The following is a 14223-nucleotide window of genomic DNA, read 5'->3' as shown; positions in this document are numbered from 1 at the left end:
AATGATGCTTGCACTTGGAATGTTTGTGTTTGAACGCCGCACCCTGCCTTATCAGTCGATGCAGCACTCGAAGGATTATCGCTGGGCGTCTAATGACCGGATCGGTAAACCGCCTGCGTATCAGTTTCTCGGGGAAGGGGAAACCTCACGCCAGCTTGCCGGAACGCTTTATCCCGCCATTACCGGCGGGCGTATCTCCTTGCTGGCTGTTGAGCTGATGGCCAACGAGGGCAGGGCGTGGCCGTTGATTGAGGGTACCGGCAATATTCTCGGAATGTATATCGTCGATAAGGTATCGACCACGCATACCGAGTTTTTCAGCGACGGCGCGGCCAGAAAGATTGATTTCACACTCTCTCTGAAACGGGTCGATGAATCGCTGACGGCGATGTTTGGCGACCTGAATAAGCAGGCCGGTGAGCTTATCGACTCTGCCGCCAGTTTGGTCGGTAATCTACAGGGCTCGGCTGGAGGGCTGACCGCATGATTACGGGACTTACCATTGATGCCGGTGCCAGCCTCGCACCGGCATTTATGCTGACGCTTAACAGTCAGGACATTACCCGCAATTTTTATGACCGGCTGATTTCTCTGACCATGATCGACAACCGGGGCTTTGAGGCTGACCAGCTCAACATTGAGCTCGACGACACCGACGGTAAAGTCGAGCTACCCCAGCGCGGGGCAGTGCTGACGTTGTGGCTGGGCTGGCAGGGTTCGGCGCTGCTGAATAAGGGCGACTTTACGGTCGATGAAATTGAGCACCGTGGCGCGCCGGATACGCTGACCCTACGCGCGCGCAGCGCAGACTTTCGTGGAACGCTTAATGCACGGCGTGAGGAATCATGGCACGACACCACCCTCGGCGATCTGGTCAGTACCATCGCAAAGCGCAATAAGCTGACGGCCAGCGTCGCGGATTCACTGAAAAAAATTCCGGTGCCGCATATTGACCAGTCGCAGGAGTCAGACGCGGTGTTCCTGACCCGGCTGGCTAACCGCAATGGTGCGGCGGTGTCGGTAAAGGCGGGAAAGCTACTGTTTCTCAGGGCGGGTAGTGCAACAACGGCCAGTGGTGCGGCGATCCCACAAATGACGTTGACCCGCAGCGACGGTGACCGTCATCAGTTTGCCATCGCTGACCGTAGCGCTTATACCGGCGTAACGGCTAAATGGTTGCACACTGAAGACCCGAAGCCGCAAAAGCAGAAAGTGACGCTGAAGCGCAAACCCAAGGAGGGGCAGCTGCGCGCGCTGCAGCATCCCAAAGCAACGCCGGACAGCAAAGAGACAGCGCTTAAAAAAGAGCAGGAGGCACGCGAGGACGAATATATGGCCGGTGAAGCGGATAACGTGCTGGCGCTGACCACGGTCTATGCCTCAAAAGAACAGGCGATGCGTGCTGCTCAGGCCAAGTGGGACATGCTGCAGCGCGGCGCAGCTGAGTTCTCTATTACGCTGGCATTAGGGCGTGCAGATTTATTTCCTGAAACGCCGATGCGGGTGTCGGGCTTTAAGCGCGTCATAGACGATCAGTTATGGTTAATCAGCAAGGTAACTCACAATCTCAACAATAACGGCTACACCACCGGCTTAGAGCTTGAGGTTAAGCTTGCTGATGTGGATTACAGCGATGAATCGGAAAGTGAATAAATAAATTCACATAAAGTGAATTTATGATTATTACTAGTTCACAATTTGAGGATAAAAGGTGGGTTATGTTTCATTGTCCGAAGTGTCATCATGCCGCACATGCGCGAACCAGCCGCTATTTAACTGAAAACACCAAAGAGCGTTACCACCAGTGCCAGAACATCAACTGCAGTTGCACGTTTATGACAATGGAGACGGTTGAACGTTTTATTGTCACGCCGGGAGCCATAAAGCCGGCACCTCCTCACCCTGCTGTAACGGGTCAGCGCCCACTGTGTCTTTGAACCATATCTGCCAAATGCCCGCCGCGTGCGGGTTTTTTTATGTGCTGATGAAAGTGGCGGTAAAAAATCTACCGCCATTGCATCGCCACTCAGAAATGAGGCAATAAAAAAGCCACTCGAAAGAGTGGCTTAATTATATGATTTCAAAGCTAAAATTTGGTGGCCCCTGCTGGACTTGAACCAGCGACCAAGCGATTATGAGTCGCCTGCTCTAACCACTGAGCTAAGGGGCCTGCGGGGCAGGATTATAATGTAACTCTGGTGCGCAATCCAGCGATAAGCGTCCGGTTGCCCTTTTTTTAAGCAAACCTCATGCAGCGCAAACCATCTGAATCTCAAGGAATTAATGATGGCCCGCTACCAATGCATCCAGAATGAGTCGTCGCCGCGTTGTATCAGGTGAGCAGCGGTTTGAATATGGCGTCCATAATAATTAATATCCACAGTGACTTCGGAGCCCATTTCTCCTTGCGCGATAAGCGGGTAGCCGGGGCCTTCAGCAGAGTTTTAGCGGCAAAGCGGTTAAGGCCAGCGTGCGCCTGCATGTGCTGTCACTTTCACAGGAAAATTATGAGCGATAATACTGAACAGCCGATTACCGATATTCTCGCACCGGGCCTGCGCGTGGTGTTCTGTGGGATCAATCCGGGTAAGTCGTCGGCGCACACCGGCTTTCACTTTGCCCATCCCGGTAATCGTTTCTGGAAGACTATCTGGCAAGCGGGATTTACCGCGCAGTTGCTGAAACCAGAACAGGAGCAGCGGCTGCTGGAGACCGGCTGTGGTATCACTATGCTGGTGGAGCGCCCAACCGTGCAGGCTAATGAGCTGTCGGCGCTGGAATTGCGTGATGGCGGTAAAGCGCTGATTGAGAAGATTCAACATTATCAGCCGAGGGCGCTGGCGGTATTAGGTAAAGAGGCGTTTAAGCGCGCTTTTCGTCAGAGCAAAGTGGAGTGGGGCAGGCAGGCGATTACCATTGGTGATAGCGAAGTCTGGGTGTTGCCAAATCCCAGCGGGCTGAATCGCGCTTCGCAGGAGCAGATGGTCGCCAGTTATCAAGAGCTGGACAGCGCGCTGGCGTTGCGCGGGCTGTAATTCTTCAGGCAATAAAAAACCCCGGCAGACCGGGGTTTTTTCACTGCAAGCCCGGCGAAATTAATCGTCGAGGAAGCTGCGCAGTACTTCAGAGCGGCTTGGGTGACGCAGCTTACGCAGCGCCTTCGCTTCGATCTGACGAATACGCTCACGCGTTACGTCAAACTGCTTGCCGACTTCTTCCAGCGTGTGGTCGGTGTTCATATCGATACCGAAACGCATACGCAGTACTTTCGCTTCACGCGCGGTCAGACCAGCCAGAACATCATGCGTCGCAGAACGCAGGCTTTCTGACGTGGCAGAGTCCAGCGGCAGCTCCAGCGTGGTGTCTTCGATAAAATCGCCCAGATGTGAATCTTCATCATCACCAATCGGCGTCTCCATGGAGATCGGCTCTTTAGCGATTTTCAGCACTTTGCGGATTTTATCTTCTGGCATCAGCATGCGCTCAGCCAGCTCTTCCGGCGACGGCTCGCGGCCCATCTCTTGCAGCATCTGGCGCGAAATACGGTTGAGTTTGTTAATGGTCTCAATCATATGCACCGGAATACGGATGGTACGCGCCTGGTCGGCGATAGAACGGGTGATAGCCTGACGAATCCACCAGGTGGCATAAGTCGAGAACTTATAACCACGACGATATTCAAATTTATCTACCGCCTTCATCAGGCCGATGTTACCTTCCTGAATCAGGTCAAGGAACTGCAGACCACGGTTGGTGTATTTCTTGGCAATCGAAATAACCAGACGTAAGTTTGCTTCCACCATCTCTTTCTTCGCACGACGCGCTTTCGCCTCGCCGATTGACATGCGACGGTTGATATCTTTTACCTGCTCGATGGTCAGGCCGGTTTCTTCTTCGATCTGTGCCAGTTTCTGTAAGCTACGCTGTACGTCATCAGAGACGTCATTCAGCTTTTCAGACCACGGCTTGTTCATTGCCAGTGCTGCTTTAAACCAGGTCTCGCTGGTTTCGTTGCCGGTGAACAGGGTAATAAAGTTCTTTTTCGGCATTTTGCACAGTTCAACACACAGCTTCATGATCAGGCGTTCCTGAGTACGAACGCGGTCCATCATGGTACGCATGCTGTTGACGAGGAAATCAAACTGCTTCGGTACCAGGCGGAACTGTTTGAACACGTCAGACAGGTTCTGAATCTCAGCCGCGGCTTTCGCATGGCTGCGGCCGTTAGCCTTAATTACGGTACGCGTAACTTCGTACTGGGTACGCAGCTCAGTAAATTTCTCGCGCGCCAGTTCCGGGTCGATGCTGTTGTCGTCGTCGGAACTGTCATCGTCATCGTCTTCTTCTTCGTCGTCATTATCACGCTCTTCCTCAGAGAGTTCAGAGCCGACGTGCGTTGCCGTTGGTGCAATATCTTCTTCGGCGTTAGGATCGACAAAACCAGTGATCAGGTCAGACAGGCGAGCTTCGCCCGCTTCAACACGGTCGTACTGCTCAAGCAGGTAGGTAATCGCTTCCGGATATTCAGCAACAGAGCACTGCACCTGGTTGATACCGTCTTCGATACGCTTGGCGATGTCGATTTCGCCTTCACGCGTCAGCAGCTCTACGGTACCCATTTCACGCATGTACATGCGAACCGGGTCGGTGGTGCGCCCAATTTCAGATTCTACGCTGGATAACACCTGAGCAGCGGCTTCAGCAGCGTCTTCGTCGGTATCGGAACTGTTTTCGTTCAGCATCAGATCGTCGGCATCAGGCGCTTCTTCTACAACCTGAATGCCCATGTCGTTGATCATCTGAATGATGTCTTCGATCTGATCGGAGTCGACGATATCTTCCGGCAGATGGTCATTGACCTCGGCATAGGTCAGATAGCCCTGCTCCTTACCACGGGTGACAAGTAGCTTAAGCTGTGACTGCGGGTTTTGCTCCATAAGACGGTATCCACACTTCTGTTAATTAGATTGGTGTCGGTCGGCCATGCAGCCAACAATAACAGTTGAAGGCTTTTAGATTATTGCCGCTGCCCTCGTGGCGGCTGTCGGGTCCGGCCCGAACGATATTCGGCACTTAAGCCGCTGAGTCTTGCGTCGGGCTGTCTTGCTTGCCCAAATTCAATGTTCGTTGCGTCCGGCCGTGGCCGAATGCAAAATCTGTTACTTACGCGCCAGCGCCTGGTTAAGTGACCACAGTTCGCGGCGTTCTTCGGCATTCAGACCCTGGGTCCGATCGCGCGCAATCAATTCTTCCTGACGCTGCTCCAGCGCTGAGTCGTACATGCTGGCCAGTGAATCCTTAAACATGGTTTCTACTTCGTCATCTACTACCATGTGGTTCCATGTTGCCAGCGTTTCAAGGTGCTGGCTAAAATTTGTTCCACGATATAACTCTAGTAGCTGTCCGGTGGTCAGGCCAGGATGAGCTGTGCAAGTATTCACTAACTCTACAAACAGCGGCAATCCTGCCATTTTTGACTGCCCCAGACCTTGCAGAGACGGCACCATCGCGGACAGTTGTGGATTCTGCACCAGCAATCCAATCAGTATACGCATGGTTGTGCGTTTTAACTGAGGTGCCAGCGTCGGCGTGGCATTTTCCGCTTTCTTCGGTAACAGCTTTTCCAACTGGCTGTCATCGAGAATACCTAAGTACTTTCCCAGCTCCTGACGCAGATAGATACGCAGCGTTTCACCGGGTATCTGGCTAATCAGCGGCAGTGCCAGAGTACTGAGCCGCGCACGTCCGTCACGTGAGGACAGATCCACCTGCGGCATCAGCGAGTCAAATAAGAAGCTGGAGAGCGGCATTGCCTGCTCCATCCGTGCTTCAAACGCCTCTTTGCCTTCTTTACGCACCAGCGTATCCGGGTCTTCCCCGTCCGGCAGGAACATAAAGCGTAGCTGACGACCGTCGGTCATGTAAGGCAATGCTGTTTCTAATGCACGCCATGCGGCTTCACGACCGGCACGATCGCCGTCATAACAACAGATTACGTTTTCCGTCGAGCGGAAAAGAAGTTGAATATGGTCGGCGGTTGTTGAGGTGCCAAGCGAGGCGACGGCATAATCAATGCCAAACTGCGCCAGCGCCACCACATCCATATAACCCTCCACAACCAGCAAACGTGCAGGCTCTGGATGGTTCTTCTGAGCTTCATACAGGCCATACAGCTGGCGGCCCTTATGAAAAATATCGGTTTCCGGTGAGTTCAGGTATTTCGGCATACCATCGCCTAATACGCGGCCACCAAAACCAATAACTCGCCCGCGCTTATCGTGAATAGGAAACATCACGCGTTCACGGAAGCGGTCATAGCTGCGACCTTTGTCGTTGGTCACCAGCATTCCGGCATCAATCAGCGACTGACGATTTTCCTCGTCGCGACCAAAGCGTTTTAATACGTTGTCCCAGCCTGGCGGCGCAAAACCAATCGCGAAGTGTTTGATTACTTCTTCGCTCAGCCCACGTTTTGCCAGATAGTCGCGCGCAGGCGCGGCAGGGCCTTGTGGTAGTGCTTGTTGATAAAAGCTGCTCAAGCCTTCCATTAACTGATACAGGCTTTGACGCTGATGACGTTCCAGCTGACTCGGCCCACTCCCCGCCTCATACGGCACTTCAAGTCCGTACAGCGTGGCCAGCTCTTCAATGCTTTCGACAAACTCCAGGCGATCATAGTTCATCAAAAAGTCAATTGCGTTGCCGTGGGCACCACAGCCGAAGCAGTGATAGAACTGCTTTTCACCATTTACGGTAAACGAAGGGGTTTTCTCGTTATGAAAAGGACAGCACGCATGATAGTTCTTACCCTGCTTTTTCAGCTTCACACGTGCATCGATCAGATCCACGATGTCTGTGCGAGCTAACAGGTCATTGATAAATACGCGTGGGATTCGTCCAGCCATAAGCCCCGATTGTTCTGCCTATAAAAATGGTTCAGCTCATAAACGAGAACAAGCCGCGCATTCCTTTCGGAAAGCACGGCCTCTTATAATGACTCTGTCTGCGTGTAATACGCGATGGAGGCGGACCTCCAGAAGAAATTAGTACAGACGAGTGCGGCGTGCGTTTTCGCGAGCCAGTTTCTTCGCGTGGCGTTTTACTGCAGAAGCTTTAGCGCGCTTACGTTCGGTCGTTGGTTTTTCATAAAACTCACGACGACGGACTTCAGCCAGAACGCCTGCTTTCTCACAAGAACGCTTGAAGCGACGCAGTGCTACGTCGAAAGGCTCGTTTTCACGTACTTTAATTACCGGCATGTAACTCTCACCTCGATAAATTCGGTTTTGCGGCTGGCGTCAGTGCCAGCTCATTTCAAAATGGTGCGGAATTTTACTCCAACATACGCTGCGTTGTAAAGCACCATGAGCTAATGAAACCAACAGAAGCGCCTGTGCGGCTGCCGGTTTTTTTCAGGGGGCTGATTATACAACAATCAACTTGTCCACGTTGGAAAATTTTCTGCTTATTGTTCATGGAGTAACCGCTTAGCCGTCAAAATAGCCGTTGCGCAATCGGCGGTTGTGATAAACTGCGCGCCGCGAGAAAGAGGTAAAAAATTAATGCGTGTACTGGGAATTGAAACATCCTGCGATGAAACCGGCATCGCGATTTATGATGATGCCACCGGTTTGCTGGCTAACCAGCTGTACAGTCAGGTGAAACTGCATGCGGATTACGGCGGCGTGGTGCCTGAGCTGGCGTCACGCGATCACGTGCGTAAAACCGTGCCGCTGATTCAGGCGGCGTTAAAAGAAGCCGGGCTGACGGCGCAGGATATTGACGGCGTGGCTTACACCGCGGGCCCAGGCCTGGTCGGTGCGCTGCTGGTCGGCGCCACCATTGGCCGTTCACTGGCGTTTGCCTGGGGCGTGCCTGCGGTGCCGGTACACCATATGGAAGGCCACCTGCTGGCACCGATGCTGGAAGACAATCCACCGGACTTTCCGTTTGTGGCACTGCTGGTGTCGGGTGGTCACACCCAGCTGATTAGTGTTACCGGCATTGGTGAATATACCTTGCTCGGCGAATCGATCGACGATGCCGCTGGCGAAGCTTTTGATAAAACGGCCAAGTTACTGGGGCTGGATTATCCTGGCGGGCCAATGCTGTCGAAAATGGCACAGCAGGGAGAAGCGGGGCGTTTTACTTTCCCGCGCCCAATGACCGATCGTCCGGGGATGGATTTCAGCTTTTCCGGGCTGAAAACTTTTGCTGCCAATACCATTCGTGAAAACAGTAACGATGCGCAGACTCATGCGGACATCGCGCGTGCCTTCGAGGATGCGGTGGTCGATACGCTGGCCATTAAGTGCAAGCGCGCACTGGAAAGCACCGGATTTAAGCGTCTGGTGATTGCCGGTGGCGTCAGCGCCAACCACACCCTGCGCAGTAAACTGGCAGAAATGATGCAGGCGCGTGGTGGTGAAGTATTTTATGCACGCCCGGAGTTCTGTACCGATAACGGCGCGATGATTGCTTATGCCGGCATGGTGCGTCTGAAAGGCGGAACGCACGGTGAGCTGAGCGTAACGGTGCGCCCGCGCTGGCCGCTGGCTGAACTACCGGCAATCTGATGTCAAAAAAAATCCGCGTTAAGCGGATTTTTTGTCTTTATTCTTTTTCTTCCAGATTCTGGTTTCCTGCCCGCGCCACAGGCGCTGAATATTGTCGTGATGACGTAACAAAATCAGGCAGGAGAGCATTGCCACCGGAAACGTGAACTGCGGTTTAAACCACCAGACGTAGAAGGGTGCAATCAGCGCGCTGACGATTGCTCCCAGCGAAGAGTAGCCGCTGAGTAACACCGTCAGTAGCCAGGTGCCGGCCATCAGGCCGGTAAGATCAAAGCCGATTGGCGCGATGGCACCAAAGGCGGTCGCCACACCCTTACCACCTTTAAAATGGAAGAACACCGGATAGATATGGCCGAGGCAGGCAGCAATCGCCGTCAGGCCGAGGTACACCGGCGAGACGCCAAGAAAATAAGCCAGCCAAACCGGCAGCATGCCTTTCAGCACGTCAAATATCAGCACCGCCGCCGCCGCACCTTTACCGCCGATGCGTAACACGTTTGTGGCGCCAGGATTGCCGGAACCACTGTGACGAGGGTCAGGTAATCCTGCCAGACGGCAAACCAAAATCGCGCTGGAAATGGAGCCGCACAGATACGCGAAAATAATCATACCAAGCGCGATAGCACTCATAACACCGTCCCGTACCGTAAGGGTCGTTTTCTTCTCATCATCAGTGGATAATACGCATAAACCGCCAGAAGTGGTATCCGGCTAACGCAAAAACAGAGACAGACATCATGGATATTGTATTTATTGAACAGCTAACGGTCATCACTACCATTGGTGTATATGACTGGGAACAGACCATTCAACAGAAATTAGTGTTCGATGTCGAAATGGCTTGGGACAACCGCAAAGCCGCGGCCAGCGATGATGTAAATGACTGCCTGAGCTATGCCGATGTGTCTGAAGCGATCATTTCTCACGTCGCTGAAGGTAAATTCGCATTGGTTGAGCGGGTGGCAGAAGAGGTCGCCTCGCTGCTGTTAGCGCGCTTCGCTTCGCCGTGGGTACGGATTAAAGTCAGCAAACCGGGCGCGGTCGCGCAGGCGGCGCAGGTTGGCGTCATTATTGAGCGCGGGACTAATCCGAAATAAAACCATTGTGATTGCCATCACAATGAAACCAAACCACATTATCGTATGTCATAAGCCTGTCGAAAACGTATCAGGCATCTTTTTCTGGCGGTCATCTGTTACAGCGGCCGCCTTTTTCGTGGTTTAAATATTTAGGGTAGAGGACGATTGATGGCAGATATTCATCAGCTTTGGGTGGCAGTTATCCTGGGCATTGTTGAGGGGCTTACCGAGTTTCTCCCCGTCTCATCCACCGGTCATATGATTATTGTCGGCCATCTGCTGGGGTTCGAAGGTCAGAAAGCTGAGACTTTTGAAGTGGTTATCCAGCTGGGTTCGATTCTGGCAGTGGTGGTAATGTTCTGGCGTCGCCTGTTTGGACTGATTGGCATTCACTTTGGCGAAGTCAAACATGAAGGGACCGGAACCGGCCATCTGACGCTGATTCATATTTTGCTGGGAATGGCACCCGCGGTAGTGATTGGCCTGCTGTTACACGATCAAATCAAATCGCTGTTTAACCCTATCAACGTGATGTATGCGCTGGTAGTCGGGGGTGTGCTGCTGCTGGCGGCCGAGTTCCTGAAGCCGAAGAAGCCAAAAGCAGAAGGCATTGACGATATTACTTACCGTCAGGCGTTTGTGATTGGTTGCTTCCAGTGTCTGGCTCTGTGGCCGGGTTTCTCGCGTTCAGGTGCCACTATTTCAGGCGGGATGCTGATGGGCGTCAGCCGTTATGCGGCGTCAGAGTTCTCGTTTATTCTGGCGGTTCCGATGATGATGGGCGCCACCGGGCTGGATCTGTACAAGAGCATGGGCTTCCTCAGCATGGCGGACTTGCCGATGTTTGCCGTCGGCTTTGTCACTGCCTTCATCGTCGCGCTGGTGGCGATTAAAACTTTCCTGCATATCATCAAACGAATTTCGTTTGTGCCGTTCGCTATCTATCGCTTTATCGTCGCTGCGGCGGTTTACATGGTGTTTGTCTAGTTGATAACAGGGCCAGCCATGCTGGCCCTTGTTTTATGCCGCTTTCCACGCCGCCAACGCTGCAACTCTTCTGCGTGTTAACTCTTCTCTTACCGCTGGCCCTTTAAAACCGGCTTCCACCACCGCTTTAGTTGATACGCTTAACGCCACCTGAAATGCCTGGCGCAAAAAATCACCCTGCGGATATGGATTACTTTCAAAACCGGTACGCCCGCGTGCATCGGCCTCGCTGGTTAAGGCAATTTGTTCAACACGCTGCGGTTTACGCCAGGCATCAATCCGGTCAAACAGCTGAATTAAAGTTTCGGGCTGCTGTCTCTCGATGGTATGCACCAGATCATGAACCTCGGCAACCAGCATCGAAAGGTCACGAATATGATTGGGTACCCGCAGCCGCTGGCAAAGCCCTTCAACCAGAGGCACACCAGCCAGTCCGTGGCCATGATGGCTCGGCCATTTCTCCGGTGGCGTTAGCGCTTTGCCAAGATCGTGACACAGCGTGGCGAAGCGCACGTCAGTTTCCGGGCTGAGCTGCGCAGCCATCGCCAGCGTCATTAGCGTATGAATGCCGGTATCGATTTCCGGATGCCATTTGGCCGGAGCCGGAATGCCGTACAGATTGTCGATTTCCGGAAACAGCACCGCCAGTGCATGACAGTCGCGCAGCACCTGGAAATAGACCTGAGGATTGGCCGACTGCAGCGCATTTTCCGTCTCTTTCCATACCCGTTCGGCGGTTAAGTGTGCCAGCTCACCGCTTTCTGCCATCTGACGCATTAGCTGCTGGGTTTCATCGGCAATGCGAAAGCCGAGATGGGCAAAGCGGGCGGCAAAGCGCGCCACGCGCAATACCCGTAAGGGATCTTCATTAAATGCGGCGGAGACATGGCGCAGCAGGCGTTTTGCAATATCGTCCCGGCCACCGTAAGGATCGATGTACTCGCCGTGCTCATCTCGGGCAATGGCGTTTATCGTCAAATCGCGGCGCATTAAATCCTGTTCAAGCGTGACGTCCGCCGCGAAATCGGTGACAAAACCGGTGTAACCCTGGCCTGACTTTCTTTCGGTACGCGCCAGCGCATACTCTTCACGGCTTTTTGGGTGTAAAAACACCGGAAAGTCGCGGCCTACCTGCTGATAGCCCTGTTCGAGCATTGTTTGCGGCGTAGCGCCGACCACCACCCAATCTTTATCTTTGACCGGCAGTTTAAGCAGACCATCGCGTACAGCACCACCGACAAGGTAAGTTTTCACTACAGATCTCCAGAGCACATTCATTGCTAAATTCGGGGTATTAAAAGGCAATCAGGGTAATTGTCGCACAAACGAGGGCAAATTGCGGGCAGGAAAAAACGGGCGGCGTAAAGCCACCTCGTCAGCATCAATGCATGGGCGTGCGGAAAAATTAGTTCATCCAGCGGTCGCTTTTTTTACGGCGCGGGATCATATGTGGCAACAGCAAACCTAACAGCAGGCCAACGCCTGCTACACCACCGCCATACATAAACCACTGCATTATGATGGTGCGCTGTTTATCATCAAGCTGCACATTGGCGGCATTAACTTTCTTCTGCGCGACCACTAACTCATTCTTCAACTTCTGGTTTTCGTCTTTGAGCCCGTTGATAACGCTGTCGCTACCGGCCACTTTCTTCTGCATATCGGCGGTGCGCTGATTCCAGCTGCCATCAATATTCGCCAGCTTGTCGGTGAGATCTTTTACCTGTTTTTCTAATTCCGGCACGCGGGTACGCAGACTTGGCTGTTCGCTCAGCTGCGCCAGTGGAATCCAGGTGGTACGCCCGTTGGCATCACGGATTTGCCCATATTTACTGTTATCATTGGTTTGCAGCAGGGTGACTTCTTCACCTGCGTTTACCGTACCAATCAGGCGATAATCATTGCTTGGGCCGCTACGTACCCAGGTCGACAATTCATCGGAAATATATCGTTTCTCTTCGGCGTGGGCGGAAAGGGTTACGCTGAAAGTCAGCAAAGTCAGGCCAATTAAGTGTGATTTCTTCATTAGATGTCGTTTTTGCAAAAAGTTCGGGAATGTAAAGGCACAGTCTGGAGAGGCTCCGCTTAAATCTGAATGAGAACTATCCTGGTCTCAGAGTCATGTCGTTGTGCGGGTAAAAGTATTAAGAAAGCCGAGACAGCAGCGCTTTTTCTGCATTACTCTTCACTCTTGACCTTTGCCTAATCTCAGCTGCCTGTGCCAGTGAGTATCTGAATAAGAAAATATGACCATCGAAATCGAATTAAAGTTCATTGTGCTGCCGGAAGCGGCAGCAAATCTCGCCGCGCAACTCGCTGCATGGCCGCATCAGCACACCCCCGCGGAGTCGCTGACCAATATCTACTTCGAAACCGCTGATAATCAGTTGCGGCGCTGGGATATGGGGCTGCGCATTCGTGGTTTCGGTGAACACTATGAAATGACGTTAAAAACCGCCGGTCAAACCATTGGCGGATTACATCAGCGTCCGGAATATAACATCGACTTGCAGCAGCCTGAACTTGATATTTTTCTGCTGCCTGCAGATATCTGGCCTGCTGGCTGCGATTTGGCTGCGTTACAACAGCAGCTTAGCGCGCTGTTCAGTACCCATTTTCAACGTGAAAAGTGGCTGGTGAGCTACAAAAGCAGCGAGATTGAAGTGGCATTAGACCGCGGCGAAGTGGCGGCCGGAGAGCTTAGCGAACCGCTGTATGAAGTGGAGCTGGAGCTGAAAAGCGGCGAGCGTGATGACCTGCTGGCCTTTGCAGCCGAGCTGGGCAAGATGGGCGGCTTACGCCTCGGTAGCCTGAGCAAAGCGGCGCGTGGCTATGCGCTGGCTCAGGGAGGCGCGCAACAGGCGCTGCGCCCGCTGCCGGTGATGCAGGTTAAGCGTAAAGCCACGGTTGAAGAGGGGATGCGTGCAGCATTTATGCTGGGTCTGAGCCAGTGGCAATACCACGAAGAGCTTTGGCTGCGGGGCAACCCAGCTGCGCGGGCTTCGGTACAGGAAGCGCTGGAAACGCTGCGTCAGGCGTTCTCGTTGTTTGGCGTATTGATTCCACGCAAGGCGAGCAGTGAGCTGCGCCAGAACTTAACCGCGCTGGAAGAGGCGTTGGCAGAGAAGCGCCCTGAGGCGCAAAACCTCTGTTTTAGCGCGCTATGGCTGGATACCCAGTTGGCACTTACTAACTGGCTGGCTACCGAGCGCTGGCGTCAGTTTATTGATGCCAAAGCCGATGCCAAACTACAGGGTTCGTTTAAGCGTTTCGCCGACATTATGTTGGGTCGTCTTGCTGCCGAGATGAAAGAGAGTTTCGACACAATCCATCACAACGGTGAGTATCGGGATAAAGCGCCGCGACTGGAGCGGCAGCTATTGGCGGTACATTTGTTAGCAGGTGCTTACGACAGTGCGGCGGTTGAAGCCTGGACCGGCAGCTGGAATCAACTGTTACAGGCGATTCGTTATCAGCAGGAGAGCTGGCTGGACGCACATTGCCGTCAGGCAGTGAAGCAGCCGGCATTCTGGATGAACGGCAGCGTTAAAGAGCGCCCGGAAGCCTGATTATTGAGTAAA

14 protein-coding genes and 1 tRNA gene are annotated in these 14223 nt (G+C 53.2%); 8 read left to right on the top strand and 7 right to left on the bottom strand.

The genetic code is table 11. The annotated features are described in order from the left end of the window. Position 1: 1 nt before the first annotated feature. The 3 genes from RIN69_RS19120 to RIN69_RS19110 all read left to right on the top strand — a co-directional run bounded on the left by RIN69_RS19120 (position 2) and on the right by RIN69_RS19110 (position 1937). Positions 2-487 carry a phage tail protein gene (locus tag RIN69_RS19120; RefSeq protein ID WP_313853804.1) on the top strand — a complete coding sequence of 162 codons (486 nt, stop codon included), beginning with the start codon at positions 2-4 and terminating at the stop codon, positions 485-487. Further along, on the top strand, positions 484-1653 hold the full coding sequence (locus RIN69_RS19115; protein ID WP_313853803.1) for a phage late control D family protein: 1170 nt from the start codon (positions 484-486) through the stop codon (positions 1651-1653). The genes RIN69_RS19120 and RIN69_RS19115 overlap by 4 nt, the downstream gene beginning before the upstream one ends. A 65-nt stretch (positions 1654-1718) precedes the next feature. Beyond that, positions 1719-1937 (top strand): DNA-binding transcriptional regulator, encoded by a 219-nt coding sequence (locus RIN69_RS19110; RefSeq protein ID WP_313853802.1) that lies wholly within the window; start codon positions 1719-1721, stop codon positions 1935-1937. Between the two features lie 157 nt (positions 1938-2094). On the opposite strand, the gene RIN69_RS19105 is transcribed toward RIN69_RS19110, so the two are convergent. Further along, a tRNA-Ile gene (locus RIN69_RS19105) sits at positions 2095-2170 on the bottom strand. Positions 2171-2507: 337 nt separating this feature from the next. Between RIN69_RS19105 and mug the strand changes: the two genes are divergently transcribed. Continuing rightward, positions 2508-3035 (top strand): G/U mismatch-specific DNA glycosylase, encoded by a 528-nt coding sequence (gene mug / locus RIN69_RS19100; RefSeq protein ID WP_313853801.1) that lies wholly within the window; start codon positions 2508-2510, stop codon positions 3033-3035. Positions 3036-3095: 60 nt separating this feature from the next. Here mug and rpoD read toward each other — a convergent pair whose 3' ends face one another. From rpoD to rpsU, 3 genes are all read right to left on the bottom strand, one after another. Further along, positions 3096-4937 carry an RNA polymerase sigma factor RpoD gene (gene rpoD, locus RIN69_RS19095; protein ID WP_313853800.1) on the bottom strand — a complete coding sequence of 614 codons (1842 nt, stop codon included), beginning with the start codon at positions 4935-4937 and terminating at the stop codon, positions 3096-3098. A gap of 222 nt (positions 4938-5159) precedes the next feature. Then, positions 5160-6905, bottom strand: a complete 1746-nt coding sequence (gene dnaG / locus RIN69_RS19090) for a DNA primase (protein WP_313853799.1) — start codon at positions 6903-6905, stop codon at positions 5160-5162. A 138-nt stretch (positions 6906-7043) separates the two neighbouring features. After that, complete coding sequence (gene rpsU, locus RIN69_RS19085; RefSeq protein ID WP_001144069.1) at positions 7044-7259, bottom strand: 30S ribosomal protein S21; 216 nt, start codon at positions 7257-7259, stop codon at positions 7044-7046. 303 nt (positions 7260-7562) lie between these two features. Here rpsU and tsaD point away from each other — a divergent pair, with 303 nt between their 5' ends. Beyond that, complete coding sequence (gene tsaD, locus RIN69_RS19080; RefSeq protein WP_313853798.1) at positions 7563-8576, top strand: tRNA (adenosine(37)-N6)-threonylcarbamoyltransferase complex transferase subunit TsaD; 1014 nt, start codon at positions 7563-7565, stop codon at positions 8574-8576. An 18-nt stretch (positions 8577-8594) separates the two neighbouring features. Here tsaD and plsY read toward each other — a convergent pair whose 3' ends face one another. Continuing rightward, entirely contained in the window at positions 8595-9206 is a 612-nt protein-coding gene (gene plsY / locus RIN69_RS19075) for a glycerol-3-phosphate 1-O-acyltransferase PlsY (RefSeq protein ID WP_313853797.1), read from the bottom strand. Between the two features lie 107 nt (positions 9207-9313). Between plsY and folB the strand changes: the two genes are divergently transcribed. Then, positions 9314-9673: a bifunctional dihydroneopterin aldolase/7,8-dihydroneopterin epimerase gene (gene folB / locus RIN69_RS19070; protein WP_313853795.1), complete on the top strand. Its 360-nt coding sequence runs from the start codon at positions 9314-9316 to the stop codon at positions 9671-9673. Positions 9674-9823: 150 nt separating this feature from the next. After that, complete coding sequence (gene bacA, locus RIN69_RS19065) at positions 9824-10642, top strand: undecaprenyl-diphosphate phosphatase (protein ID WP_313853794.1); 819 nt, start codon at positions 9824-9826, stop codon at positions 10640-10642. 33 nt (positions 10643-10675) lie between these two features. Here bacA and RIN69_RS19060 read toward each other — a convergent pair whose 3' ends face one another. Then, complete coding sequence (locus RIN69_RS19060) at positions 10676-11896, bottom strand: multifunctional CCA addition/repair protein (protein WP_313853793.1); 1221 nt, start codon at positions 11894-11896, stop codon at positions 10676-10678. Positions 11897-12047: 151 nt separating this feature from the next. Then, a complete protein-coding gene (locus RIN69_RS19055) occupies positions 12048-12668 on the bottom strand; it encodes a TIGR04211 family SH3 domain-containing protein (protein WP_313853792.1) in 621 nt (206 codons plus the stop codon). 220 nt (positions 12669-12888) lie between these two features. On the opposite strand from RIN69_RS19055, the gene RIN69_RS19050 reads away from it, so the two are divergent. After that, on the top strand, positions 12889-14211 hold the full coding sequence (locus RIN69_RS19050) for a CYTH domain-containing protein (RefSeq protein ID WP_313853791.1): 1323 nt from the start codon (positions 12889-12891) through the stop codon (positions 14209-14211). The last annotated feature ends 12 nt before the right edge of the window (positions 14212-14223 follow it).

The sequence above is a fragment of the Winslowiella toletana genome, assembly GCF_032164335.1.
GTDB classification, from domain to species: Bacteria; Pseudomonadota; Gammaproteobacteria; order Enterobacterales; family Enterobacteriaceae; genus Erwinia; species Erwinia toletana_A.
The sequence above is the reverse complement of the archived record's forward strand: the minus strand, read 5'-3'. Positions and strand labels throughout refer to the sequence as shown.

Bases quoted from the DNA above. Each gene is read 5' to 3' on its own strand.
- RIN69_RS19120 (WP_313853804.1), top strand. From the start codon at position 2: ATGATGCTTGCACTTGGAATGTTTGTGTTTGAACGCCGCACCCTGCCT.
- rpsU (WP_001144069.1), bottom strand. From the start codon at position 7,259: ATGCCGGTAATTAAAGTACGTGAAAACGAGCCTTTCGACGTAGCACTG.
- RIN69_RS19055 (WP_313853792.1), bottom strand. From the start codon at position 12,668: ATGAAGAAATCACACTTAATTGGCCTGACTTTGCTGACTTTCAGCGTA.
- tsaD (WP_313853798.1), top strand. From the start codon at position 7,563: ATGCGTGTACTGGGAATTGAAACATCCTGCGATGAAACCGGCATCGCG.
- folB (WP_313853795.1), top strand. From the start codon at position 9,314: ATGGATATTGTATTTATTGAACAGCTAACGGTCATCACTACCATTGGT.
- dnaG (WP_313853799.1), bottom strand. From the start codon at position 6,905: ATGGCTGGACGAATCCCACGCGTATTTATCAATGACCTGTTAGCTCGC.
- mug (WP_313853801.1), top strand. From the start codon at position 2,508: ATGAGCGATAATACTGAACAGCCGATTACCGATATTCTCGCACCGGGC.
- bacA (WP_313853794.1), top strand. From the start codon at position 9,824: ATGGCAGATATTCATCAGCTTTGGGTGGCAGTTATCCTGGGCATTGTT.
- plsY (WP_313853797.1), bottom strand. From the start codon at position 9,206: ATGAGTGCTATCGCGCTTGGTATGATTATTTTCGCGTATCTGTGCGGC.
- RIN69_RS19115 (WP_313853803.1), top strand. From the start codon at position 484: ATGATTACGGGACTTACCATTGATGCCGGTGCCAGCCTCGCACCGGCA.
- rpoD (WP_313853800.1), bottom strand. From the start codon at position 4,937: ATGGAGCAAAACCCGCAGTCACAGCTTAAGCTACTTGTCACCCGTGGT.
- RIN69_RS19050 (WP_313853791.1), top strand. From the start codon at position 12,889: ATGACCATCGAAATCGAATTAAAGTTCATTGTGCTGCCGGAAGCGGCA.
- RIN69_RS19110 (WP_313853802.1), top strand. From the start codon at position 1,719: ATGTTTCATTGTCCGAAGTGTCATCATGCCGCACATGCGCGAACCAGC.